Origin of the sequence: Chitinophaga sp. LS1, assembly GCF_034274695.1 — a bacterium.
GTDB lineage: Bacteria > Bacteroidota > Bacteroidia > Chitinophagales > Chitinophagaceae > Chitinophaga.
Window position 1 is genome coordinate 3,993,304 of record NZ_CP128362.1, and the last position, 26,150, is coordinate 4,019,453.

General features: G+C 40.3%; 15 protein-coding genes. 7 read left to right on the top strand and 8 right to left on the bottom strand.

All coding sequences use genetic code 11. The features are described 5' to 3' along the window. Positions 1-31: 31 nt before the first annotated feature. Positions 32-436, bottom strand: a complete 405-nt coding sequence (locus QQL36_RS16585) for a response regulator (protein ID WP_083729410.1) — start codon at positions 434-436, stop codon at positions 32-34. A gap of 2,033 nt (positions 437-2,469) precedes the next feature. Between QQL36_RS16585 and QQL36_RS16590 the strand changes: the two genes are divergently transcribed. Both QQL36_RS16590 and QQL36_RS16595 read left to right on the top strand, forming a co-directional pair. Beyond that, entirely contained in the window at positions 2,470-3,534 is a 1,065-nt protein-coding gene (locus QQL36_RS16590; RefSeq protein WP_321570338.1) for a cyclic nucleotide-binding domain-containing protein, read from the top strand. A 442-nt stretch (positions 3,535-3,976) separates the two neighbouring features. After that, positions 3,977-5,038, top strand: coding sequence for a response regulator (locus tag QQL36_RS16595; RefSeq protein ID WP_321570339.1), 1,062 nt, complete (start codon positions 3,977-3,979; stop codon positions 5,036-5,038). A 1,655-nt stretch (positions 5,039-6,693) separates the two neighbouring features. Here the strand turns inward: QQL36_RS16595 and QQL36_RS16600 are convergent. Both QQL36_RS16600 and QQL36_RS16605 read right to left on the bottom strand, forming a co-directional pair. Next, on the bottom strand, positions 6,694-7,527 hold the full coding sequence (locus tag QQL36_RS16600) for an aldo/keto reductase (protein WP_235643988.1): 834 nt from the start codon (positions 7,525-7,527) through the stop codon (positions 6,694-6,696). Between the two features lie 232 nt (positions 7,528-7,759). Continuing rightward, entirely contained in the window at positions 7,760-8,746 is a 987-nt protein-coding gene (locus tag QQL36_RS16605) for an aldo/keto reductase (protein WP_321570340.1), read from the bottom strand. A 151-nt stretch (positions 8,747-8,897) separates the two neighbouring features. On the opposite strand from QQL36_RS16605, the gene QQL36_RS16610 reads away from it, so the two are divergent. Beyond that, positions 8,898-9,794 (top strand): helix-turn-helix domain-containing protein, encoded by an 897-nt coding sequence (locus QQL36_RS16610; protein ID WP_083730087.1) that lies wholly within the window; start codon positions 8,898-8,900, stop codon positions 9,792-9,794. Positions 9,795-10,058: 264 nt separating this feature from the next. On the opposite strand, the gene QQL36_RS16615 is transcribed toward QQL36_RS16610, so the two are convergent. Genes QQL36_RS16615 through QQL36_RS16625 form a run of 3 tightly spaced genes read right to left on the bottom strand, consistent with a single transcriptional unit; the run spans position 10,059 to position 16,476 of the window. Then, positions 10,059-11,768, bottom strand: coding sequence for an IlvD/Edd family dehydratase (locus QQL36_RS16615; RefSeq protein WP_321570341.1), 1,710 nt, complete (start codon positions 11,766-11,768; stop codon positions 10,059-10,061). 11 nt (positions 11,769-11,779) lie between these two features. Continuing rightward, a complete protein-coding gene (locus QQL36_RS16620; RefSeq protein ID WP_321570342.1) occupies positions 11,780-13,303 on the bottom strand; it encodes a SusD/RagB family nutrient-binding outer membrane lipoprotein in 1,524 nt (507 codons plus the stop codon). 2 nt (positions 13,304-13,305) lie between these two features. Then, complete coding sequence (locus QQL36_RS16625; RefSeq protein ID WP_321570343.1) at positions 13,306-16,476, bottom strand: SusC/RagA family TonB-linked outer membrane protein; 3,171 nt, start codon at positions 16,474-16,476, stop codon at positions 13,306-13,308. A gap of 176 nt (positions 16,477-16,652) precedes the next feature. Between QQL36_RS16625 and QQL36_RS16630 the strand changes: the two genes are divergently transcribed. From QQL36_RS16630 to QQL36_RS16645, 4 genes are all read left to right on the top strand, one after another. Beyond that, positions 16,653-17,537 (top strand): helix-turn-helix transcriptional regulator, encoded by an 885-nt coding sequence (locus tag QQL36_RS16630; protein WP_083730080.1) that lies wholly within the window; start codon positions 16,653-16,655, stop codon positions 17,535-17,537. An 11-nt stretch (positions 17,538-17,548) separates the two neighbouring features. Then, the gene (locus QQL36_RS16635) at positions 17,549-19,093 is read left to right on the top strand and encodes a gluconokinase (RefSeq protein ID WP_083730079.1); all 1,545 of its coding nucleotides are present in this window, start codon (positions 17,549-17,551) and stop codon (positions 19,091-19,093) included. Further along, positions 19,094-20,365 carry a mandelate racemase/muconate lactonizing enzyme family protein gene (locus tag QQL36_RS16640; protein ID WP_321570344.1) on the top strand — a complete coding sequence of 424 codons (1,272 nt, stop codon included), beginning with the start codon at positions 19,094-19,096 and terminating at the stop codon, positions 20,363-20,365. A gap of 571 nt (positions 20,366-20,936) precedes the next feature. Further along, the gene (locus QQL36_RS16645; RefSeq protein ID WP_321570345.1) at positions 20,937-21,854 is read left to right on the top strand and encodes an RDD family protein; all 918 of its coding nucleotides are present in this window, start codon (positions 20,937-20,939) and stop codon (positions 21,852-21,854) included. A gap of 120 nt (positions 21,855-21,974) precedes the next feature. Here the strand turns inward: QQL36_RS16645 and QQL36_RS16650 are convergent, their stop codons facing one another. Beyond that, positions 21,975-24,692, bottom strand: a complete 2,718-nt coding sequence (locus tag QQL36_RS16650) for a DUF6493 family protein (RefSeq protein ID WP_321570346.1) — start codon at positions 24,690-24,692, stop codon at positions 21,975-21,977. Then, positions 24,689-26,014 (bottom strand): SWIM zinc finger family protein, encoded by a 1,326-nt coding sequence (locus QQL36_RS16655; protein WP_321570347.1) that lies wholly within the window; start codon positions 26,012-26,014, stop codon positions 24,689-24,691. The genes QQL36_RS16650 and QQL36_RS16655 overlap by 4 nt, the downstream gene beginning before the upstream one ends. Between the last annotated feature and the right edge of the window lie 136 nt (positions 26,015-26,150).

Genomic DNA, 26,150 nt, shown 5'->3' on the forward strand with positions numbered 1-26,150 from the left:
TTTTATATAAAAGGGTTTCCATAATTATTTTTTAAATGATATAATTGAGGATTTTTTCAGCGATCAGAAAATACCCCGAGTAGTGGTAAGGCTTTTGGTAGTAATTGATCGCACCGTTGTTCATACATTCTTCTCTGATTGTAATGTCTGTTCCTGTACTCCAGATTATCTTAGGTATGCCTATTAGATTATTCTGGTCTTTTAGTCTTTTTAATACCTCCACACCAGTATAGAAAGGCATATTGTAGTCGAGAATAATTAGTGATGGCTTATCATCATTGTCGTTCTCGTTTATTTTGTTCATAAAATTTTTTCCATTATCAAAAACCTGCATTTTAATGCCTGGGTTGAGCGCATTAATAACTGCTATCAAAATTTCCTGATCATCTGAATCGTCATCTATAATATAAATTAATTTTTTTTCTTCTTTTTGCATTGTGGTAAAAATTAAAAATAAGGAATGATGAATTAATAAATAACAGTTTCAAAGATGTCATAATCTAATTTGCCAGATGGCGTGTCTCTGTAAGGAGAACAAGCTTGGATCTGTTAGTCCCATCCGGTTGGCCAGTTGATAAGCTTAGGAACAATCAGCCGGCCTTAAAAATATTTAACCCAGGTTCATCCTGTGCGCTAAATAATAATATAAAGTGTTTGATTTTTTTTTTCAGGCTTAGTCTGCAATATTGCGGGAAATGTGATAATAACAGGTATGAGTGATTTTTGCTCATTTATAGATATTGGGTAAAAGGTATTAGGTTTAGTTGGACCATTTCATCCGCCTACATGTATAGTTGGATAGTGGAAAGATTATTCATACAACTTTCGATTTATCTGGTTCTCTGGCGAGGTTGTATTTATAAATATCCTTCATTTTGGCACGACCTCCAATTACGTAGAAATCGATTACTATTTGTATCTGGGTGTAGGTTCGCATTCTCTTATGGTAAAATTCTATTTGAATTTTTGTTAAAATCAATATTGTAATTAAGATCTTCATCAGGTAATGTTTAAATCTTTTGCAAAGAAGATAATTAAGTCATTCTTGTGAGGTTAGTATGAACACCTGGTAAAACCAGTGAAGATTTTAACAACATTGTATAATTTATTTGTGCCTTAATTTGGATCATTATTGGTGGCTTAAATAGAAGTAAGCCTTTTTTATTAGGTTACAATTGTCAGAAATTTGAGGTACATGAACAAGATTTTAACTAGCGTCAGGGATCGAAAAAGAAATAATATAAATATTTTTTTATCTGTGTACAAGATAGTATCCAGATGGCCGACGAATCAATGATATTTGTCAACCAGTGCGGTGATGTTGAATGAGAAATGATAATAAATATGAGTTAAATTATTCAAATTGCCCATGGTGTGCTCGATTTGCTTTGGAGAACAAGGGAGTTAAAAGGAAGTGGAATTATAAATATTAATAGGACATATGATGAATGTTATTTTTTTATATTGATTCCAGAAGATTTATATATGTCGGGAAAACTATAGTAGGAATATTGGGAAATTATTTTTGACTCAAAAATCACCTTTAGTATTAATTTGATAATAGTAAAAGTACTGCCATTAGTTCACTGGTATAGATGAAAATGATTGGCTCTGCCCTGATATTTGGAGGCTGGGGGTGAAATTAATATTGCCGGGCCAGGATTTCTGGAAGCAGTTTTACATCATTTTACTTACCTGGTATTTATTTAGATCCAGCTTTTCTGATTAACCAGGAGTACCTGGATACCATTAGGGGATAAATCAATTGTAATTAATGCTTGTCGCTCTTTTTCTTCTAAGGATAAAATGCTGCTTACTGCCAATAATAGATAATGGGGTGGCTAATCATAAATGAATTGTATTCTAGAAGAATTGACCTGCCGGAATGAAGCATGGAATAAACCGGATGTTAATTATAAGAGATCAGCATCTTTAATCAATTTTAATAAATTTTTTTGGAATTTAGTAGATATACAGTTTTTTTTGGTTGCTTTTATTATATTTGTATTCATTAACCACAGTCTAAAGAAGAATTACTATGTAAAAACGCAATAATATCTTGCGATATAAACAGCTATGATTGTTGTAAGACGTAGTTTAAATGAATCCTCCCAAAAATTAAAATGTAATAATTCGTCTTTCTCATTTTAAAAACTAAGTTTACCTCAAATTTATTCATATGAACAAAAACCTATTAAAGCGTATTTTATCTTTGACTTAACGTCGTATTTGTAACATCACCTTTTTATTAATAAAAAATAGCAGATTCAAAACAACAAGAGGGCTCTGTTTGATTTCTGCTTTCCGATATCTGCAATAGCCATCCAAGCTTAGCGAAAGGATGGTGTGGATAAGGTGTTTTTTCTAAATGACTGTATAGCTTCAATTTTATTTTCCTGATTATTGAATTAGGGATTGATATTTTATTGGAAAGTTATTTGCTATTTATTCTGATAATACCGCATTAGTATGCCTACAATACTTGTTATCGATGATAATAAAACGAACAATGAAAATTTAGTTGAGATACTGGAGTTTGCAGGTTATAACGTAATTGTTTCGGAACATGGCAGGCAAGGTTTACTTGTGGCCGAGACATCACAACCAGACCTGATCCTATGCGATTTATCCTTTTCAATCCTGGATGGATTTGTAGTGCTTCAAATGTTAAGCCGTAATCAATTCTGTTGTAGAATTCCTTTTGTTTTTCTTACCAGTAGAACAGAGCGTGAGGATATACGAATAGGAATGGATTTGGGTGCGGACGATTATATAACAAGACCATTCGATCCATCGGAGTTGCTTAGTTCAATTGAATGTCAAATCCGGAAGGGTAATTCGACTGGATTGTCCGGTTTGAACGGGTTGAACAAAATTGTGCAGGAAATTACTACCCCACCAGTCGAAAGTGATTTCCCACTAAAGGTATTGGCTAGAGACCGAGTGGTTAATTTTTTTAAAAAAAAGCAGGTTATATATCATCAGGGAGGATATCCATCCTGTTTATATTTTATTTTGAAAGGGAAAGTTAAAACCTATATTCTTGATGAAGATGGAAAAGAATTTATAACTGATTTGTATGTAGAGGGAGATTTTTTTGGTTATGCCTCGTTGTTATATCAAAAACGTTATGTTGAAACAGCTGAAGCAATTATGGATGTTGAGGTTTCAGTTATACCGCGTAATGAATTTGAAGGAATTCTTTCAGAAGATAGTAGTTTCAGGAAACAAATTATGAAACTATTAGCGCAGGATATTAATGAAAGGGAAAAGCAATTGTTAAAATCGGCCTATGATTCTCTCCGTAAAAAAACCGCTGATGCTTTACTAATTTTATATGGTAAATATAATCAATCAGGGCAGTGCCAGGTCGGAATAAAATTTACACGCAGTAATCTTGCCGCTCTTGTTGGCGTAGCTAAGGAATCGATGGCCCGTACTTTAGCAGAGTTTAAGGATGAGCATCTTATTGATGTAAGGAACGGAGCCATTTTTATTCTTGATATGGATAAGATGATCAGGATGTGTAGATAAAGTTTTGGTTGTAATGATGAGCATTAGTTAAAAAGAATATAACCTTGTGCTTTAAGTTGTGATACAATTGCATGACCCAAAATATAAATGGTTTATTTTTTCGCCGGTCAAATAATTTAGCAAGTTAGTTGCTTTTTTAATACGCTTTTACGAGCGTGTTTTTTGTAATAATTGCTTATTCCTAAATAGGCGAAAATAAAATATTGACAGTATGATATTGATAGAGATGTGTGGTAGTCTGCTGTTTAGAACCGTTTTATATTAATAGAGTCAAACATTTACCTTTTTTGCTAAAAAAAATATAGAAGTAAGCTTATTGACAATTGTCATAAATATAAGAGTAAACTGAAGTGAGGATGTTGATTGGTATCAATTTTTTTGACTTTAATGTTACGTAGTTTGTTCTAAAATAGAAATCTCTTTTTTGCAAATCACTGTTAATATGCCCAACATTCTTGCCATTAGCAATAATAATGACATTCTTAGTTCCATTGTAGATATTTTAAAATTGGCTGATTATAATGTTTGGGAGGCCGATAATGGCAAGGACGGAATTATAAAAGCAAGGAATTTGCATCCAGACCTGATTGTTTGTGCCCTGGATTCTGATATAATTGATGGCTACGTTGTGTTAAAAATTATAAGGGAACATGAGGCGTTAAGTTTCATTCCATTTATTTTTGTTACTGAAGATGATACTCCGAGGAATGTCAGGATGGGTATGAATTTGGGTGCAGATGATTATATAACTAAACCTTTTAGTCCTTCTGAATTGCTTAGTGCTTTGGAATGCCGCCTTAAAAAAGCTTTCAAACAACAAAAGTATCATATCGGACACGTAGCTACTGGAGTCAACGAGTCTGAAAATAGTATTTTGCCCTTTTCCATGTCTTCCTTTATTGGAAATCGTAATAGCCGTTATTTTAGAGATAGGCAAAAAATATATGAGGAAGGCGAAATTCCTCTTAACCTTTACTTTATAATAAAGGGGAGGGTAAAAACTTTTAAATCCGTTGAATATCGAAGAGAATTTATTACAGGGCTACAAGGGGAAGGTGATTTTCTTGGTCATATCGCTTTATTAAACGGAGGAAATTATAATGAAAGTGCTGAAGCCATTGGTGATGTTATATTGGCAATTATACCTGTGTCGAATTTTGAGGAGATTATCTCGGTCAGTAGTCATGCACGTCGATATTTTATTCAATTGCTAGTCCGGAATTTAGAAAAAAAGGAAGCACAGTTACTTAGTATTGCTTTCGATTCACTTCGTAAAAGGATTGCTGACGTTTTATTAGATCTGAATAAAGTATTTAATTATGATGGTATTAAATTTAGCAGGAGTAACCTGGCTGCATTGGTAGGAGTGCCAAAAGAATCCTTTGTTCGTATGTTGTCCGAAATGCGCGATGAACGCATTGTTGAAATCAGAGATGGTATCATTTATATAATTGATAATGATAAATTATTAGCGTTGCAAAATGATCGTCGAGATAATATTTAGCAACATTAATGCATTCAATAAATTGCATATGCTGTGTCCTTGTTAAGCAAGTTTTTATTTTTGATAGTTACTTCAATGCTAATAGGATGGGAGCTTTTTCTTTCTGTGATTCATTGATCCTATAAAATTTATATTTACAAGGTTCTTTTATCGTCAAAATTTATTTAAATATCAGTGTCAGGCGGCATTTTTTTGGTTGCTGGCATTTGAAAATTTTAGAATGGTGATCAATGTTACCACATATTGTGACGATTCTTGTTTTTCTTCAACCATCTTTTAATGATCTTTACTAAGCTTTAGCTGAATAGGATTTTCAATTTCTGGAAATAGTGTTGTGTTAATTCCGATAAAGCTGCCAGAGGCTGGATAGATGAAATTAAAAATACCATAAAGAATCGTGAGAATAATAATTTCATAGACTGGCTATCTACTTCAATAATAATACATCAATTCTTCAAATTCAGAACCCAGATTCGCGAAGGTGGTTTTTTTCTTTGGGTACAGGGGAACTCGGACATTGTTGACGGATTGACAATAGGAGAATTAGATTACTTTATTTAAGATTAACCCTTGGTATTCCTGGTTTCCAGACCAGGAATGCGTGAATGCATCATTTATTTATAGTTTAAGAAGACATATCCTTTTTCAAATATTATTTTGGAATGCAAATAGCAGGTTAGTTAAGTGTATGTAACACACAATACCTTTATAACTCTCACTGTGAATGGCCACAACCGTCTCAATTTATATTGAGGCGGTTTTTATTTTATCTGTCGCCGTAATACCTGAAGATTGAAATTATTTTCCTGGCAGGCATCTATTGCGTATGCTTTTTAGTCTTTTGTGGGATTTTAGTTACTTGTTGTGGTATGCCATTTTGAAAATATTTTGGAAACTATTAGTGTTCGATAAAATTGACTTGGGTCGTATGACGACTATTAATGTTTTTGTTGCTAATGTGTGTTTAATTTGTGTAGTAGTACAAAGCAAAGTATAAATGGACAAAAAACTTGTCCCAGTCCAATAGACAAGCGGGAGGAATACTCCTTCTGCTTTAATTTAAAACTTTAATACAGAAAGTACCTGGCAATGGATATAAGTGCTTTAAGTAGACAGAAAAAAGTCATATTATTTTAAAAGGACGGGCGGAATCTTCCGCCTGTTTATTTTTTCAGATACAGTGGATTATTGAAATTATGCAGACGGTTGTCATTAGTACCTGGTTTTTAAGAATACATAACGCAGGTCTATATGACTTGACGATGAATTTACCGCGAACCTAGACAGCCTAAAACAAGAAAGAAGGTGTATCATAAGTTAGATACACCCTATTTTAATCCAGATACCTGATGGATCCCGATCCCATTTTATGCGTTTCTCAGGAGTTTTATTTATGATAAACTTTCTTTCGCCTTTGTGCTCACTGCCGGTAAGTTTTCGAACCAAATATTATTGATTATTGACAGATTGTCTCAAGTAGATCGATAATTATAATTTTAACTTAGGAGACCGGATCTGGACTTCCCGTTCTGGTAATGATAAATTTTAACTGTAGTGAATTCAATAATTGGAGTATACAAATAAACTTCCACGATAGAAAAATTACAATGAAGTTTACGAAGTTTTATTACTTGCTTCCTATTTTCAAACGTCTTTTAAACATGATAAATTAGTCCACTACCTTTATCTAGCGATTTGATAGTTGTCATATCATCGGAAGACAACTCAAAGTCAAATACATTGAAATTTTCATTTATCCTTTTCATATTTGCTGATTTCGGAATAACCACAACTTCTTTTTGAATTAACCATCGTAGCACCACTTGGGCAATACTCTTATTATATTTGCTTGAAAGCGCTTTTAAAAGTTCATTATTAAAAAGATTGTTTTTACCCTGAGCAAAGGGAGCCCATGACTCCAACTGGATGCCTTGAGATTTCAAAGCTTTCTGCATTTCTGTTTTTTGGGAAAATGGATGTGTCTCCACTTGATTGACTGCTGGTATCACACTATGCTGCGTAAGTAAATTCTGAATCTGATTCATATTGAAATTACTTACACCTATAGCTCTTACTTTACCTTCTTTATATAATTCTTCCATTGCTGTCCAGCAGGAATTTACGTCTCCCTGCGGGATATGAATCAAGTACAGATCAATATAGTCAAGACCCAATTTTTTTAGTGATGTTTCAAAGGCGCGCTTTGATTTTTCATCCCCGGGATCCGCTGGCAAAAATTTTGTGGTCACAAAGATTTCTTCTCGTTTGACATTACTTTTTTTAATCGCTCTGCCCACCGATTCCTCATTATAGTATGCTGCAGCTGTGTCGATCAGTCTGTAGCCAATATTTAAAGCATTTAGTACAGAATGCTCACACTCTAAACCGTCTCGAAGCAAGTAAGTGCCAAAACCGAGCAGCGGCATTTTTATGCCGTTATTTAATGTTATGTTCATCACTTTATAACTATCGGTATGCTGTTTTTCCATATATTTTTAATAACATGAAGTGGGTTGAAGATTGATGAGCGTCCATGCCCCGTTTTTGGGCCTGTACTTCTGCAAAAATTAACCTTTTACCTCAGGATAAAGGTTAGAAACTCAAATCTACCTGAGCTGTCGGTATTGGTGTAGCTTAGTTGCAATCCCGGTAGCCGGCTCTATTCGTAGAGCCGGCTACCGGGATTGATGGAAATCGCCATCAGGGTGATTGAACAATCGTCTAAGCTTTCCGGTCTATCACCTTGTCAAAATTTTCTGGATACCGGGCGCCCTTGGCTTCGATGCTATCTGCGCCCTGGGTGATCGTGCTTAGCTCCGAGGGAGAAAGCTCCAGAGCCGCTGCGCCGATATTTTCCTTCACACGTTCCGATTTCGTGGTACCCGGGATCGGAACGATCCATGGCTTTTGTGCCAGGATCCAGGCGAGCGCCACCTGCGCGGTGGAGGCTCCCTTCTCCTTTGCAACGCGGTCGAGAACATTCACAAAGGCTTGATTAGCTTCCATGTTTTCTTTCTGAAAACGAGGGAAGTAACTCCGGCCATCCTCTTTCTCAAAGAGCGTGTCGGCATTTATTTTGCCGGTCAGAAAGCCTCTGCCGAGTGGGCTGAACGGCACAAAACCGATCCCGAGCTCCTCAAGCACGGGAAATACCTTTTCTTCAGGTTCGCGCCACCAAAGGGAGTACTCGCTCTGCAGCACCGTCACCGGTTGTTCGGCGTGGGCTTTACGGATGTTTACGACCCCAGCCTCTGATAGCCCGAAGTACTTCACCTTACCTGAGGCAATGAGATCCTTCACGGTGCCAGCCACATCCTCAATGGGAACGGTCGGATCCACACGGTGCTGGTAGAGGAGATCGATCGTATCGATGCGCAGGCGCTTGAGTGATGCGTCCACCACTTTGCGGATTGTCTCCGGGCGACTGTCGAGTTCAGCGTTCGATCCATTCTTGAATCCAAATTTGGTGGCGATCACAACCTTGCCCTTGAACGGCTCCAGCGCCTCTCCCACGATGTCCTCGTTGGTGTAAGGGCCATAAACCTCTGCAGTATCAAAGAAGGTGATACCCTGTTCCACGGCGTCGCGTAACACGCGAATGGCTTCATTCCGGTCCGGCTGGTTAGCGTAACCGTGGCTTAGTCCCATGCAGCCGAAACCAAGTTCGGACACTTCTAATCCTGAGTTTCCTAATTTTCGTGTTTTCATTTTGTATGTTTACTGCTGCAAAATTGCAGAAGAAGGGCGAGCCGTTTTGTATACAGATTACGGGTTTTCCTACCAATATTACTGATTGGGAAGGCAGGTATTAAAAGGGATTGCCGGAACCTGTAATTTTGTAGCGATAAAAGAAGAAGGTATGGAAGAGATTATAAAAATTGGCAGCATCGCTCAATACAATACCATGCGGGGCTTAACTACCAAACATCCTCTGGTTGCGGTGATTGACCTCTCGAAAGCACAATCGATGCCCGCCAGATCATTCAACTTTGGTTTGTATGCGGTGGCGTTGAAAGAACTGAACTGTGGCCAATTGCGCTATGGAAGAAGGCACTATGACTATCAGGAAGGAAGCATGGTATTTGTAGCGCCCGGACAGGTAGTAGGTGTGGAACCCGGCATTGAACCATTTGCCCCGAAAGGCTGGACATTGCTCTTTCATCCCGACCTGATAAACGGTACTCCGCTGGGCAAACACATTCAGGATTATTCTTTCTTTTCGTATGATGTAAATGAAGCGCTTCACCTATCGGATAAAGAGCGGAGTATTGTGATTGATTGCTTCTCAAAAATCGAGTATGAACTCGATCAAAATATAGACAAGCACAGCAAAAGACTGATTGCATCCAACATCGAGTTGTTGCTCAATTACTGCATCCGTTTTTACGACCGCCAGTTCATTACGCGCGACAATGTAAACAAAGGAATCCTGGAACGGTTAGAATACTTGTTGAAAGGCTATTTTTCATCCGATAAACCGCAGAGCGAAGGTTTGCCTTCTGTAGCTTATTGCGCCGAATCGCTACATTTATCACCCAACTATTTTGGTGACCTGGTGAAGAAAGAAACCGGCAGATCTGCTCTGGAATACATTCAGTCAAAGGTGATAGATGTGGCGAAAGAGAGAGTGTTTGACATGAATAAATCGGTGAGTGAAATTGCCTACGAATTGGGCTTTAAATACCCGCAGCATTTCACCCGTTTATTCAAACAAAAAACAGGCGTTACGCCTAATGATTACCGGATGATGAATTAAATGGACTCATTTGAAATTTCATTTTTAGGGGTTTTGAAACATATGTGCCAGCCCGATCATTACCCATTGTTGGTGAATAACATTAACAAGGAAAGCGAATTGTCTCACCAACCAAACATAACCAGCACACAAAAAATGGGCTCGCCTTTCCCGCGAACCCTTGCAATATCATATTAACTATAATCTCTTAACTAAACGCTTCCTTCCGCCAACTATTACAATTTATGACTTCCAACATTAACTCATGTTAACATAAACTAAAAATTAATGCAGGTCTCTGATCACTTTAGATCCTGAACCATTTCGTAATATATCAAGGTCTGCACCGAGGTGTGCCTGTTGTACGTGGTCAATATAAAATTTTACATACCCACGGGTGGCCATAGGAAGTGGTGCCTGCCAGCTTGCTTTACGTGCAGCCAGCACTTCTTCACTAATATCAAGATGCAGCTTTCTTGCAGCCACATCCAGCTCGATCATATCGTCATTCTTTACCAATGCCAATATACCTCCTATTGATGATTCAGGCGATACATGTAAAATCACGGTACCACCTGCTGTACCACTCATGCGACCATCAGAAATGCGCACCATATCTTTGATACCTTTTTTCAATAATTTCATTGGCAGATCCATGTTTCCAACTTCAGGCATACCGGGGTAACCTACCGGGCCAACTCCTTTCAAAACCATCACACATTGTTCATCAATATCCAGATCCGGATCATCAATTCTGGTAAGATAATCTTCTATACTTTCAAATACGATTGCACGGCCGCGATGCTTTAATAAATGAGCAGAAGCTGCAGCAGGTTTAATAACAGCTCCCTGCTCGCATAAATTGCCTTTTAACACTACCATACCGGCTTTCGGCTGAAGGGGTTTCTGCAGCGTTGCGATTACATCTGTATTATAGCAGGGGGAAAAAAGGCAATTGGCGCTGAGACTTTTTCCATTGACAGTTAAGACATCCGTTTGCAGATAAGATTCCATTTCGCGGATAACGACAGGTAGTCCGCCTGCATAGTAAAAATCTTCCATCAAAAATTTACCGGATGGTTTCAGGTTTACTAACAAGGGAATGCTGCTGCCTATGGTGTCGAAATCTTCCAGTGAAAGCGGAACCCCAATACGACCTGCAATGGCCAGTAAATGAATGATGAAATTGGTAGAACCACCAATCGCGGAATTGATGACAATAGCATTTTCAAAAGCATTCCGGGTAAGTATGCGAGAGAGTTTGAGATCTTCCTTTACCATCTCTACAATACGACGACCACTCAACTGAGCCAGCAATTTCTTGCGTGCATCTACAGCTGGAATGGCAGCAGCACCGGGTAATGTCAATCCGAGGGCTTCTGACATACAGGCCATCGTACTTGCAGTACCCATGGTCATGCAATGTCCCTGGCTACGCGCTACTCCCGTCTCTACTTCCTTAATGTCCTGTGCAGTGTAATCTTCCACACCTTGTTTTTCCTTTATCATCCAGTTAAAAGTACCACTGCCAATGCATTCTCCACGAAAACGACCGTTGAGCATTGCTCCACCGGGTACTACGATCGTCGGGAGGTCTACACTGCAGGCCCCCATAATGCTACTTGGAGTGGTTTTATCGCAACCCGTGAGCAACACCACTCCATCAAGAGGATTGGCACGGATGGTTTCTTCTACATCCATACTGGTCAGGTTACGAAACAACATGCTTGTTGGGCGCATGACCGTTTCTCCGAGAGATGTAACAGGAAATTCAAATGGTATGCCTCCGGCTTCCAGTATTCCACGCTTTACCACTTCAGCTATTTCACGTAGGTGTGCATTGCAGGGAGTCAGCTCACTCCAGGTATTACAGATGCCGATGACAGGTCTGTTCATGAAATAGTCATCGGGATAACCCTGTGTACGGAACCATGACCGGTGTACAAATCCCATTTTATCCTGTTTCCCGAACCAGTCTGCGCTTCTTAACTTCATGCCGGTTATTTTTATTGTTTATCCCACCAGATCCTTGTACTCAATTTATCAGGTCCCTGTCTGGAAATGGCCTCGTTCACATTTTCGCTATTCACACTCAATTCGGAAGTAGGATAGGTAAGTCGCCTGATAAAAGTGCCATTGGGCACATCCGGATTATTAGGTTGCCCGTATGGGTTAGGAGTGAGCGTAGGGAAACCACTTCTCCTGAAATTAGCAAAGGCTTCCGGACCATTCAGAAAGGAGGCAATCCAGTATTGGGTGTTGATCTGCTCCAGTTCATTGCCGGCTGTAAGCGGATTGGCGGCTATGTAAGTATCACGGGCTGCTGTACTAACAGCAGAATTCATATCATAGACTACCATTTGGTCCATATGGGCACTAATACCGTCAGCAAAATATTGAGCAGCGCTGCCGGTGTTGATCCAGCCCTGGAAACGGGCTTCTGCCAGTAAGAGGTTGGTTTGTGCGGCAGTCACCAGGAACACAGGAGAAGAAATTTTGAGCATTCTGCGACGGTCAACCTGACTATAATCATAAAAGCTGGCCAGACCATCAGCTGCGGCGGCGGCAACAATGGTACCGTTGTCATTGCCAATAGGCATACCAATTTGTTTGGTGGGGTCCGTAGTGCCTACTGCTACCGTTTGTCCGGCGCCGCTGGTAGCACCAACATACCTGATAGCTATGGCCGTTAGTCGTGGGTCGGCCGTGTTCTTCAGCTGATCTGCAAATGGTTTGGCAAGGTAAAAATTGGCCGCCTCACCTCCATTCAGTGTATTGCCAATGGGTTGAGTGTAATTGGCATCATGTCGTATATATGCATTGTCGGCATTAGCAGTAATTACCCCGCCAGCTACAGCTGCCTGCACAATACTTTGTGCCTGGGTGGGATCTACCTTACTCAATCGCATACCAGCTCTCAGCAACAGGGAATTGGCAAATTTTTTCCATTTATCCACATTGCCGGCATACAATATGTCGCCGGTTTCAATAACAGCCGTTGTGTTAAGTGCTGCTGCGGCTTCTGTCAGCTCCTGAATGAGTAATGGGTAAATATCCTGCTGTCGGTCATATTTGGGAAACAGAGCGCCTTTAACTAACCCTGCACCACCATCGGTATAAGGGATGTCTCCATATTCATCTGTCAGGATCATAAACACGTAAGTCTGGTAAATGCGCGCCATGTTGTACATATTGCTCCTATTCGGCAGATCTTTAGATCGGGTAAGGGCATCATAGGTATTTTTGATCACGCTTTGATAGTAAGCAGTCCACAGCGGTTGTGTGGTTATATCGCGACTATCCTGGTTAAAATTGGCACCCGCCAGCACACCACCATTAGGTGATATCATTTGCTGTACAACTCCAATATCGAACACCAGGGATTTCACCGGGAAAGAGGTATTGATAATGGCCTGGTTCAGTAACAGGGCAGGGTCGAGTGAAGTGGAATTTGTTCCATTTATATTCAGATCGCTCAATCCCTTTTCACAGGAAGCGAAGAAAAATATTGCAAAGATGATTTTTTTCATGACTAGAGTTTAATATTCAGATTCAATCCAAGGCTACGGGAGGTAGGTAATCCGGGAGATTCAAGCCCTATCTGGTTGTCAGAGCCAAAGCCAAATGTTTCCGGATCAATATTATCAACCCACTTCTTTAATAGCAATACATTGTTGGCTACAAGGTCAAGTTTTACACCTTTAATGGGCCATCTGACCGGAATATGTTTGGTAAGATCATAACCCAGGGACACCTGCCGCAATTTCCAGTAACCACCGTTGTATACAACAGGAGCGATGATCTGTTGTGAACGAAGGTGTTCCCAATAGGTTTGCACAGCTGCCACGGCATTATTGGGATTGCCACCAGCATCTACACCCACACCTTTTACGCCGCCCTCACGTCCTTCCAGCGTCATTTTGTGCAGTCCATGCCGCACAGCATTGAAGTTGGTACCCGACAGCATTTTATTACCAAGTTTGTAGTCTATGAACACGCTTAGTCTAAATCCTTTGTAATTGACAGTATTCAAAAAACCACCTACCCATTTTGGCAGAGCGCTGCCATATAACATAAAGTCGGAGCTACGCTGTGGCAAACCGTTTGATTGAAATATTTGCTGGCCTTTTTCATTATACGCATACCCATAGCCGGCAATCTGCCCTATTTCCTGCCCTACTACATGCCTGGTTTCTCCATTAAATACATGTGTACCGGTGGTGATGCGTTCGCCTGGTTTGTTAGTAATAATGCTGAGTACTTTGGTAATATTGTAAGAGGTATTGGCGGTAAATTCCCAGCTCCAGTCAGCGCTTTTAACTGGTACCAGGTTCAGCATAGCTTCAAAGCCATGGTTACGGCTTTTACCACTGTTGATTGGCGTGTTCAGATAACCAGATGCATCGGAGATCTGCACAAGTACAATCTGGTCGCTGGTAATCTTGCGGTAAACTGCCAGATCAATATTTACACGGTTGTTGAAGAGCCGCATTTCCAAACCGGCTTCTACTTCTGCTATACGGCTAGGTTTCAGATTAGCATTAGGTAAGGTAGTGCCGGTCACATTATTACTGATAGCACTGGTCCCAACAGGTACTGGCTGTCCATTAGGGTTGTTAATGAAATTGGCATTAGGAGTATAAAACAATTGGTTGGAATACGGAGCTACATCGCCATCGCTGCCCACTTCGGCATAGCCTAGCCGGAGTTTACCAAAATTCAACCATTTAACATGAGTCAGGTGTTCAGAAAAAATATAACTACCGGAAACAGATGGATACATAATACTTCTGTTCTCCGGTGAAAGCGTAGAAAACCAGTCGTTGCGAAGGGTACCGGTCAGGTAGTAAGTTTGATTAAAGTTCAATTCAGCAGAACTATACAGAGAGTTCACACCCTGTTCTATCAATGTATACACCGGGTCTTTGGATCGTCCGTTTTGTACGGTATATATTCCCCGGGTAATAAAATCGGTTACAACTACATTGTTGGCGTCAGTCCGTTTGCGCATGCGGTTACCACCGGCATTCAGGTTCACTTCCACCACACCGAATTTTTTATTTGCATTTACCAGGTAGTCAAGGTTGGTTTCCCGGAAACGGCGGGACTCCTGCGTATATAAGCCATTCACAAAACCCGGTGGTGCGGCCGCCCTGGAAGCCTGACCGGTAGGGAAGTTGTTTACGTCTTCATCCCTGGACCAGTAGTCCTGCCCAAACCGCCCCTGCACACTCAGCCACGGGCGTAAGTTGTACTTCAGGGTTACATTACCGAAAATACGATCCCGTTTTATATTGTGGAATTGTTCTGCCAATACCCAATACGGATTGGTGCGGTTGGTGAACCTTGACCAATTGTATTCATCACCTGCTGCATTGTATTTGTTTTCATCCAGCACATGCAATGGCATAGACGTAGACATCGCCATCAGCGTAGTGGGAATGGAATTATCCTGGTTAGCAATATTTGGAGGGTTTGTATTGATTTCCCGTGAATAATTTACGTTACCTGATATCAGAAATTGTTCAGACAGATTGTAACTAAAACCGAGGTTCATGGATTTGCGGTTAAACGTATTATTGGGCATAATGCCCTGATTACTGGTATTGTTTAATGACATCCGGAAACCACCTTTATCGCTGCTGCTTTCAAAGGCAATCGTATTGGCAATATTTTGCCCATGGCGATAAAATTCTTTTATGCGGCTGCCCTGTGGTGTATAGGGGACAGTTAAATTATTAAAAAGGATTTGCGTCATACCTGGCTCAAATTTTTCACCAAACGACCATTGGCCTGAAGTAGGGTTGGGTGCTGTAGGACGAACACCGTTTTCACCCTGACCGTATTCATGCTGGTAATCAGTGTAATCAAGAGGTGTATCGTTAGTATAATTCAGGTTATAAGTAACACCGATTCCTTTGGTTTTCCCTTTCGTTTTTGTCGTGATCATGATCACCCCATCTTTGGCACGTGACCCATAAAGGGCAGATGCCGGAGCCCCTTTTAAGATGGTCATGTTTTCAATGTCGTCAGGATTAATGCTTGACAATCCATCTCCACCATCTGCAAACACACCACCACCTTTTACACCAATGGTATTGTCGTTAAAATTGGTATTGTCAACCGGAACACCGTTTATAACGATCAGCGGATTATTCTGCCCTGAAATTGATGACTGGCCGCGGATGCGGATCTTTGAAGTACCGCCAGGGCCTGTGCCCAGAGAGGAGATATTTACTCCGGCCACCTTACCCTGCAATGCATTCATGACATTACTGCTGCGGTTTACACTTATTTCTTCGGGTTTAACGCTGGTTGCAGCATATCCGAGACTACGTGCCTGTTTTTTAATACCCAGGGCGGTTACGACCACCTCACCCAGGTTCTGGTTATCAATAATCATGGATACATCTATCGCCGTGCGGTCCGCAATTTTCACTTCTGTTGTTTTAAATCCTACAAAACTGAACACGAGCGTAGCATTAGGAGAAGCATGAATGCTGTATCTGCCGGTGTTATCAGAAGTGGTTCCCAGCGAGCTGCCTTTTACTGTCACTGAAACCCCGGGCATTTTTGTTCCCTTATCATCCGATACAATGCCTGTAATATTTTGTGCATACGTAACAGAGCAGATTAAATTGAAAATGACAAACAGCCAGCACCTCGCAAAGCGGGATGCTCTACAGTAGAAATATTTTTTCATAACGCAACTTGGAGTGGTGAGGAATTCTTAAGGCTACAAATTATCTGGTATTACATTTAAAAACTTCCAAAATAGAACGGAGGTGAATTTTGTACGTGCAATTAGAACAAATTTCTTTTCTTTATAGAAGCCTATACAGCGAATTAAAATTCCATGACAATTTGTATATAACCCATATGAATCAATTTGTGCTACAACATGGTAAATCGGCAGAAATGCTTCTGTTTCCGCATATTCTGGAGTTGGGCATGAAGAAGAATGGCTCCATCCAGCTGAATATGTTTCCTACCACGATTATGGAAGGATTACGTATATATCATATAATAGAGGGGCGGTTTGAGTGGCACATCAACCATCAACCATATGTTTTTTATCCCGGTGATGTAGCGCTGATAATGCCTGATATCCCATTTGGTTGTGACAATGACGTGCTGAAGATCGGTTCTTTTACCTGGATACATCTGGCCTTACCTAAGAAGGATGGACATATACAACCCGGTAAATGGAGTGGGTTGTCTGATAGTGAGGCTGCCGCCATCGGGAAGATCTTATCATTAAACAATTTGCCTGCATTGAGTCGCTTCAACGAAGTAGGCAGGATTATTAAATGTATTTATACGGAATTATCAGAGATGGAAGTGGCATTTCAGGCTCGTGTCAATCACCAGATCGATGAATTACTGATACAGATTACCCGTAAAATGACTCAACAAACACATTCTACCCGTGATTTCCCTAAAACTTTTACACAGCTGGAAGTATTGTTACGTCAGGATCTGGCGCATCAGTGGACCGTAGAAGAAATGGCTGGTCTGGTAGGTATGGGCACAACGTTGTTCACAGAAAAAGTAAAAAGCTATTCAGGTTTTTCACCTATTAATTACCTGATTAATATCCGCATTTCAGAGGCTATTAAATTATTAAAGCGGGTAGATATTACGGTAACTAATATAGCGCTGGATACGGGATTTTATTCATCCCAACACTTTTCAACTACTTTTAAAAAGCTAACTGGTTACCGTCCCAGCGAATTCAGAAAAAATCATTTGCGTAATATATAATATCCAGTAATATGGAATGCATCATAACAATTGAGTTAGGAACAAATGGGATACGGGTATTTGCCTATGATCTCCGTGGCTGCATCATTGGCTCTATGAAGGGCTTCTATCCTACATTTCATGCCGAACCTGATCACAGTGAGCAGGACCCCGAACAGATCTTTATTACAACTTTATATGTACTAAAGAATATTCTGAACGAATATATACACCCGAAAAAATACAAAGTGGCCAGTATATGTTTCTGTGCATCCATGCACAGCGTACTGGCTGTCGATAAGAATGGGAATCCAATCGGCAACGCTATTACCTGGGCCGATAACCGGGCCAAAAAAGAAGCGCAGGAGTTACGTGATTCGCAGCTGGGGAAAAAGCTCTATGAGTTAACGGGTACGCCTATTCATCCCATGTCGCCTCTGGTGAAAATAGCCTGGATCAGAAATCGTGATGCAGAGCGCTTCAGGCTCACCAGCAAGTTCCTGTCCATCAAAAGTTACGTTATTCATCAGCTTACCGGCGAGTATATGATAGATTACAGCATTGCTTCTGCCACAGGTTTATTGAATATTCATACAGTGCAATGGGAAGATGATGCATTACAATACGCAGGTATTACCGCAAATCAATTAGCTATGCTGGTGCCTGTGTTTACAAAAGCAGGTAAATTGAAAAACGCGTATCAGCAATCATTACGGTTGTCTGCAGAAACGAAGATACTTATTGGTTCCAGTGATGGTTGCCTGGCTACTTTAGGCGACGGCATTGTAAAAGGAGAAGAGAAAGCCAGCATAACAATTGAAGACAGTGGCGCTGTAAGGGTAATGGGGCCAAATATATTAAAAGATGAACAAATGCGGTTCTTCAATTACCTCCTTACTGATAATTGTTATGTATCAGGTGGACCTACGAATAATGGCGGAAATATTTTTGAATGGTTCACCCGGCAATTCGGAGAATTTACTAATCCGTTTGATATGGAGAACAGTATACAACAACTGATGGAAGAAGCCGCTAATGTGCCAACGGGATCAGATGGATTGTTGTTCCTGCCTTATCTTTTAGGTGAACGTGCGCCCATCTGGAATGCGAATGCCCGTGGCGCTTATTTTGGACTTAACATTAAACATGAACGCAGGCATTTTATAAGAGCTACAATAGAAGGTATTTTGTATGAAATCTACAGCATCGGTAAAACGCTGAGCGAACAGCAAACCATCAACAGTCTTTCAGTAAATGGTAGTTTTGGTACGATTCCTTTTTGCAGCCAGCTGATTGCTGATATATTCAGTAAGCCAGTGCAGGTAAGGCAACAATTTCATAGCGTAAGCTTTGGTGCCTATTTGTTAAGTGCTACCGAAATGGGAATTTATACATCACTGGATAATGTAGCACCAGTGGCTGAAATTCCCAATGTTTTCAAACCGAATAAACAGCATCATACAATCTATGCTGATTACTTCTGCATATTTGAAAAGTTAAGTGCCAAATTGTTCGATGAATTTGAAGCAATCGGCAATCTGCAGCAAAAATATGCTCATCCAATAAAACACCTGTAAATGAAAACCCATCATTCAAGAAGGTCTTTTATAACTCATACCGCCATTGCCGGCGCGCTGGCTCCCCTATCCATTTTCGGCCAGGTTTATGAAACAGCAATTGACCGTACCCCCAAAGCGTCCTCACCTTCTGATCTGAAGATCACAAAAGTAAAATGCGGTTATATTAGAGGTAGTTTGTTTGTAAAGATTTACACCAACCAGGATATCTGGGGTTGTGGAGAAGGAGTGGATGCTATTGCCGGCACATATTACCTGGTAAAGAATTTTGGCGAACGCATAGTTGGGAAAAGTCCGCTGAATGTGCACCGCTTGTTTGAAGACATCCGTAAATCAGGCTTTTTTCAGGGTGCTCAGTCAGGAATGTATGTAGCAGTATTGTCGGCCATAGAAACAGCGTTGTGGGACCTTGCAGGCAAAGCTCTGCACCTTCCCGTTTACCAGTTGCTGGGTGGTAAGTTCCGTGATAAAGTACGCGTATATTGTGATACCGCGCTGTATCAACGTAATTTGCCTACACCCAATGATTTTGCGGAAGCAGCCCTAAACGCCAGGAAAATGGGATTCAATGCCATCAAGTTCGATCTTGATCAGGTAAACGATCCCAATAAGTATGATTTATATAACTGGACAGCCAGCCCGGCAGAGCTGCAACGTATGTATGATCAACTGGCAGCTGCCCGTCAGGCAGTAGGCCCGGACATTGATATCTGTGCAGATATGCATGGTCGCTATGATGCAGTCACTGCCCGCACCATTGCCAAACGACTGGAACCCCTGAACCTGATGTGGCTGGAAGAACCAGTACCGGCTGAAAATGTAGAAGCCTATAAATTAATTGCTGATTCCACCAGTACACCTATTTGCGTTGGCGAAAACCAATATCTGGCTTATGGGTTCAGAAGAATGCTTGAGACAGGTGCGGTAGATATCGTTATGCCTGACCTGCAAAAATGTGGTGGGCTAGGGGAAGGCCAACGGATTGCGAACCTGGCTAACCTTTACTATGTGCCGTTTGCACCACATATGGTAGCATCTTTTCTTGGCGCTATGGCTTCAGCACATGTCTGCGCTGCTGTACCTAATTTCATGATTTTGGAATGGCAGAGTTATTTTCATACACAACCTATGTTTAAGGAAATCGTATCCTATGACGGCGAATGGGTGGATAACGGTTTCATCACTGTTTCAGAAAAGGCTGGTATAGGTGTAGAGATTAATGAAGAAGGAATGAGAAAGTATGCGATAGCGGGGATGCCGTTTTTTGAGTAAGGATTTAGCTGATATAAAAAAGGGGAGGCCGGAGATTATATATCCGGCCTTTTGTACCCGGTAGCTACGTCGTGGTTGTCTACAGCACTATTGAGTGCTGATATTCATGCATGGCATTTACTAAACGTATGCCATCACAAACAGGAACGTTTAGCAACTTGTCAAACAATTCCCTGCTGTACAGAACAACGCCGATACCATTGGGAGTCTGATGCTGATATACCACCATTATTTCAAGGGCTTCTGTCACGCTAATGATGCTGCCGATTTTGCTGATGTTGGCAAGAAAGAGTTGTTTTTTACGTAATCATAAACGGAAATTATGGGAGGGGATTATAAATAAGCGAGATCAGGATGCGGACAATAAGGAGGGCAGGCCAACGTACTATCCCCGGTAGGGAAATCAATGAAAAGCATACCTGCATTTGTTGTTAGCTGACACTTAGCAATAGCATGATGCATAGCATGCATCATAAGTTAATATAAAGATTTTGAAAATTGGACAATTGCTTCTATTTTCGAGTTGTATGCTACCTTTTCTATACACCTTACTAACTGATAATCAATAAATATGACCGGGCAAAAAGAAGTAAACGTTGGAACAAGACTTGGCTCAATGATATTTGACCATTTCATTATGACTATGATAGCAATGGTATTCTTTATACCAATGATGATAAAAAGCTTTTTCAATGCCTTTACAATTACACACGAACAAACAGAAATGGATTTTGGCGGACCATTATTGTATGTTGCACTTTTCGGATTTGCATTGTATTTCTGCAAGGATATTGTAAATGGACGCAGCATAGGAAAAAGAACTACCCAAACGCAAGTAGTTGACAACAATACAGGGCAAGTTGCCTCACCCTTAAAATGTTTTATCAGAAACATATTTTGCGTTATTTGGCCAGTTGAAGTTATCGTAACGCTAACCAATCCAAGCAGAAGAATTGGAGACAGAGTAGCGGGAACAAAAGTTGTTCCTTATGACCCGATAAATGTTGAACAGCCAAAATTTGATATTAAGAAAGCTATACTACCTCTTGCAATTTCATACGGGATTTTGCTGCTTTTTATGCTGCCTTTTCAAGCATTAAAACCAGCATTTTCAAAAATCGGTTATATTGAAACCAGCTACAACAGTAAAGAAAGTAAGGAACTTGAAAAATTATTTGCAGACAGTTTGGGACAAAATTTAAACGCAAGCGTGAAGGTGTATGACAAAATTCAAAATCAAAATTTGAAGTACATTTCTGTCATCTATATGTTGAAGGAAAATTATTTAGCTGATGAGAGTTCATCGAATCAACTACGACAGGTGACTGACCAACTTTTATATTCAAAATACCCAAAAGAAACATTTACTGGACAAGCAAAATATGTATTTAAATCAGACGGAAATATGCAAGTAAGTAGCAACAGGATTGGTACAAAAATTAGCAAAACAAAAAAATATGGCAGCACACAACAAACAGTTTTGCAGTAGTGCGGCTGACGGACATAGGCTCAACCTAAGTAATCCTATTTGAGTATTGGGAGAAAAGGGAAAGGGATTTATTAAATCAATAATTTTCTGAAAAAGTAAGGTGTTCTTCTATCGTTACACTCATGTATTCATTTTTGACACTAATTTCTTAAGCACAGCAGAAGATTCCCATACCTTCAGCCGCTCTTTTACTATAGGATGAGTAACGGAATGTCCATTCACAGCCAGCACTTCTGTATAAATCTCTAACAATGTTTTCAGGTTTTTTACGGGCATGTCCGGTAATAACTCAATACAGGCAGATAATAGTATTTCCAGCGCCTCGTTATGCTGTTTACTAACCTGCATCATATGTTCGTTAATCAGGTCTGTAAAGCGTTTTAGTGGCGCCCACTCCACACTTTGATGGATACCTATAATCCGTCCGATTTCATCACTATTCAGTCTTTTATAACTGACACCTGTTATCCAGCATTCTGCTGCTAATGCACGAATCGTTTTATCCGGATGTAACATGCAGGTGGCAATGAATAATTTTGCTGTAGCTGTATAAGGTAATAGAAAGTCTTTCAGGTAGATAATTGCCGCAGTAATTGCAGTCGTTTCATTCACCTCATAAGTAGCAGATAAAGGCATATAAGATTTTATGATATTTGCCAGTACCAGAGAAGGATTAGCAGGTGTCAACGATAGCATTTTGGGTAAATCTGCTGCTGATAGGCGAAAATACATTGCCCGGTTTACCAGGTATTCCTGTAGTAATGGCGCTGTTTCGTGCAACGGCTCCACGGCAGGAAATTTAATTAAGATGGATGTACGAAATGATGGTACTCTGTTATAATCATTGGTTTCTCTATTATATGTTCCATAAGCGAGATAAGGCTCCGACTCTGTACTCCAATTGAAATTACCATGCAAATAGACAGGTGGTATTTTACCAGTTGGTAAATCAATTCCTTTTCTATTGGCCGCCTGTGTCCATGCGTTTCCATCTTTGACAGAGACAGCTGATTTATCCAACAGAAATAGTAACAGATCCCTGTATTCTCCGGTCAATATTTGCTTCGTTAAAGCAATGGCTGCTGTTGTATCTTCTAAAGCACAACGACAAATAGCTATCTGCAAATCCAGATCATCCGGTTTTTTATCTTTATACTGTGATAAACGGTTTACCAATACTACAGGGTCTATCCAGCCAGGAGTATGCGTAGGAGTAGATAATAAAGGCACTGTATCTTTAGCTTCCAATTTTTCCAGCGCGTATTGCCATAGTAAAATATAAGGATTAACAATCGCTTCTTCAATTTTTCTGGGCCCAACATAGCCCGGCCGCTTAAAATAGCGCAGAAAGAAATTTGTAAGCTGATAATCCAACTGACCCATATTATTTGTTGGGCGTGCATGCAATTTTTCAGCCCTTTTAAGCGCAGGCATCAACTGTATTAAAACATCCTCAGTAATTTGATCCTGTAAATTGATTAAAACTGCAGGTAATAATTCTGCATGATGCGGCTCGTTATTTTCAAAAGCCTGACTGGCAAAATATATCAGCTCTTCTACAGTATTGACAGGTTGAATAAGATTATGTTCTCCGATTAATGGTATTTTATCTGGTAGTTCTTCATCAGCTAATATAACAGTTACAGGATTTGTCAACAACAATGGGCGAACGTCTGTTAGCATAGTATCTGAGAACAACTGTAATTGGTGCTGCAAAGTCTCAGAAGCAGGAAAGCCATAAGTAGTAATAATTTTAGCTGCTTTCAACTGAATAGCCTTTTCTTTATTTAAAAAGATCTGACAAAGATGGGTACAAACAGGTTGCCTAACTTCATCGTGCTCCTTACAAATAGTTTCTGATAGCTGTAGTGCAGTAATCAGGATCGATTTCGTACCTGATAAAATTATCTGCGAAAGGTGTGTGATGAATGTATTATAGTCAAGTTCTTTAAACTGTTTAAGAAAGTTCAATGCCAGGCTCACTGAGATAGTCTGCTTTGCATCCAATAGCGTCATCAGGATAGGTTGTAATGTCCGTAGTTCTTCTTCGGAGGGCTTTAGTGAGATGAACAGATCCATAAACCAGCCAACTAATACTTTATTAAAATTACGGTTAGCCGTCAACAGACTTTCCCGTAAAATACGCATTCTGTCCAGCCGGCCTTCTTCTGCAAATTTTAGTATGAAATCTTTCCAACCGGTAGGTGTTTCACTATAACGGTTAAGGGTATGGATGGCTGTAGGATATTCGAAAATATACCAGAAATGCTTATTAAGTGTATCTGGATATCTCAGCAGAAATTCTCCTTTTGCGGTGTATGCTCTTTGTTCAATAAAATTTGTCCCGTAGATGAGAGCAGGTAAATGAGTCGTAATTAATTCCGGAGAAGGGGTGAAATATCCTGTTGTTTCCAGTTGCATGATAAGGTCATAATCAAGCCTGTAACTGTTTCCTGTATTAATATCTTCAAGTAGCTGTTTAAACCAGGAAGGTACATACCAGGGTAGTATCTGATCGAGGATATCCTGTTTCATCATGCCAGCAGGAAAATAACTTTTTTCAAACCCCTTTTTATCCAGACAAATAAAAGATGCAATTGATAGTGCAGTTCCCTGTTCACCACGGGCGCGAGATCCATATGAATGACCTACCTGCCACTGTTTATCAGATTTAGCCATTGTGGTAAGATCCACGAATTCTGTGTAATAAACATTTAACTCTTTCAAAACAGTTATCAGACTTTTCCGCTCACCCTCACTCAATCCTTTCAAAAAAACGATGATTTCATTACTTAATCCCTTTTCAATGAGATCCTTTAGCTTATCTATTATCGTCATAATTTTATCTTTACTGCCAGTATATGTTTACATGGTCCGCGTTGTCCCTGGTTCTTCGCATACCAGGTACAGGTACAACGGGCTTTGTCATGATCGATAATCACCGTATGCTGCACCCCGCTTCCTTCTATGCGCGCCTCTGTACGGTTGTTGTCACTTTGTAAAATGACTACTTTATCCTCTTCCAGTAACTTCTCAGCATCCCTCATGCGCGGATTCAATTGCAAAATCCGGCTTTGCTTAAAAGGTAACCGGCGATAAAAAAAGTTCCTGTCATCCAGATCGTAACCTAATAAGCCCATCGCAGCCATTCTACCAGTCAGATTGTCAACTTTATCAAAACCAATATTTTCTTCGACGGCCAGTAAAGCAGGATTGAATTCCTGATTGGCATAACTGTATTTATTCATAGCGTCCAGCCATGCATCAGGAACGTCTGCTACTAACGATTCCAGTGCAGCGCCCTCTCCGGAGAAGCCTCGCCAGCATTCTCTCGACAACGAAAAGCTAAATCGTACATTTCCAAAATATAACTGCCAGGTGGTTGATTGCATATTCGGTCCGGCAAAGACTTTCAGCTCATTCGCCAGAGGCAATAGTGGCTCCAGCAGTTTAAGCCGGTGTACACCACCTACACATAAGACATTGGTCTTCTTAGCCGGGGAAAACACTAGTTTATTGCCTCTTCTTATCAGGTAATAGTCTGTTTTGGGTTGTCCGGTAGGAATGCTTTGAAACAACTGCATGGCCTGCAATTGATTAAATGTATACACATTTTCTGCGGCCGATAAGAACATTTGTACAGTTGTTAACCCCTTTATCCATTTCAGCGGCAAAGGTACCTTGCGTTCTACAACTTTTTCTGTTACCGACGTCTGCATACTGATTTCCTTAGCTCCGATATTCAGCATTATCTGCCCCTGTCTGCGAACACCTCCCAATGCATTAATCATCGGCTGGTTAAAATCCACGTTTACCGTTCCATTGGCCGGAAATTCCCCGTCAATAGCCCCCGGCAATATATCAACCCTTGCATACACACCTGCACAGTGAGAAAAGCCTTCAAATCTAATCTTTTCATTGCCGGCAGTAGCAATAGGATCGCGCATCATAGCCATTTGAAAAGGAGACAGATTAAAACTGGATTTAACGATATTTGATAAAGTGATCAGACAGCGGGAAACAATATATGGCTCTGTAAGAAAACCCTGAAAAAAACAGGATGCAGGCTGTATTTCGCTGTAACCAGACAATAGTAATTGTTGCTGGTCCAGAATTGAGCTGTGATTATATTGATAGTTGATAATGTCTGAGGCTGCCATAATCTTTATAAGAAGTTATATGTTGACATTAAATTTGAGTTCGGGAGCTAAAAATAGGTTCATTATGTGTGAAATTTGACAATAAATTGTATTACTGCATTTTGTGGCGCACTGGAGTTCTATTGGATTTACCAGT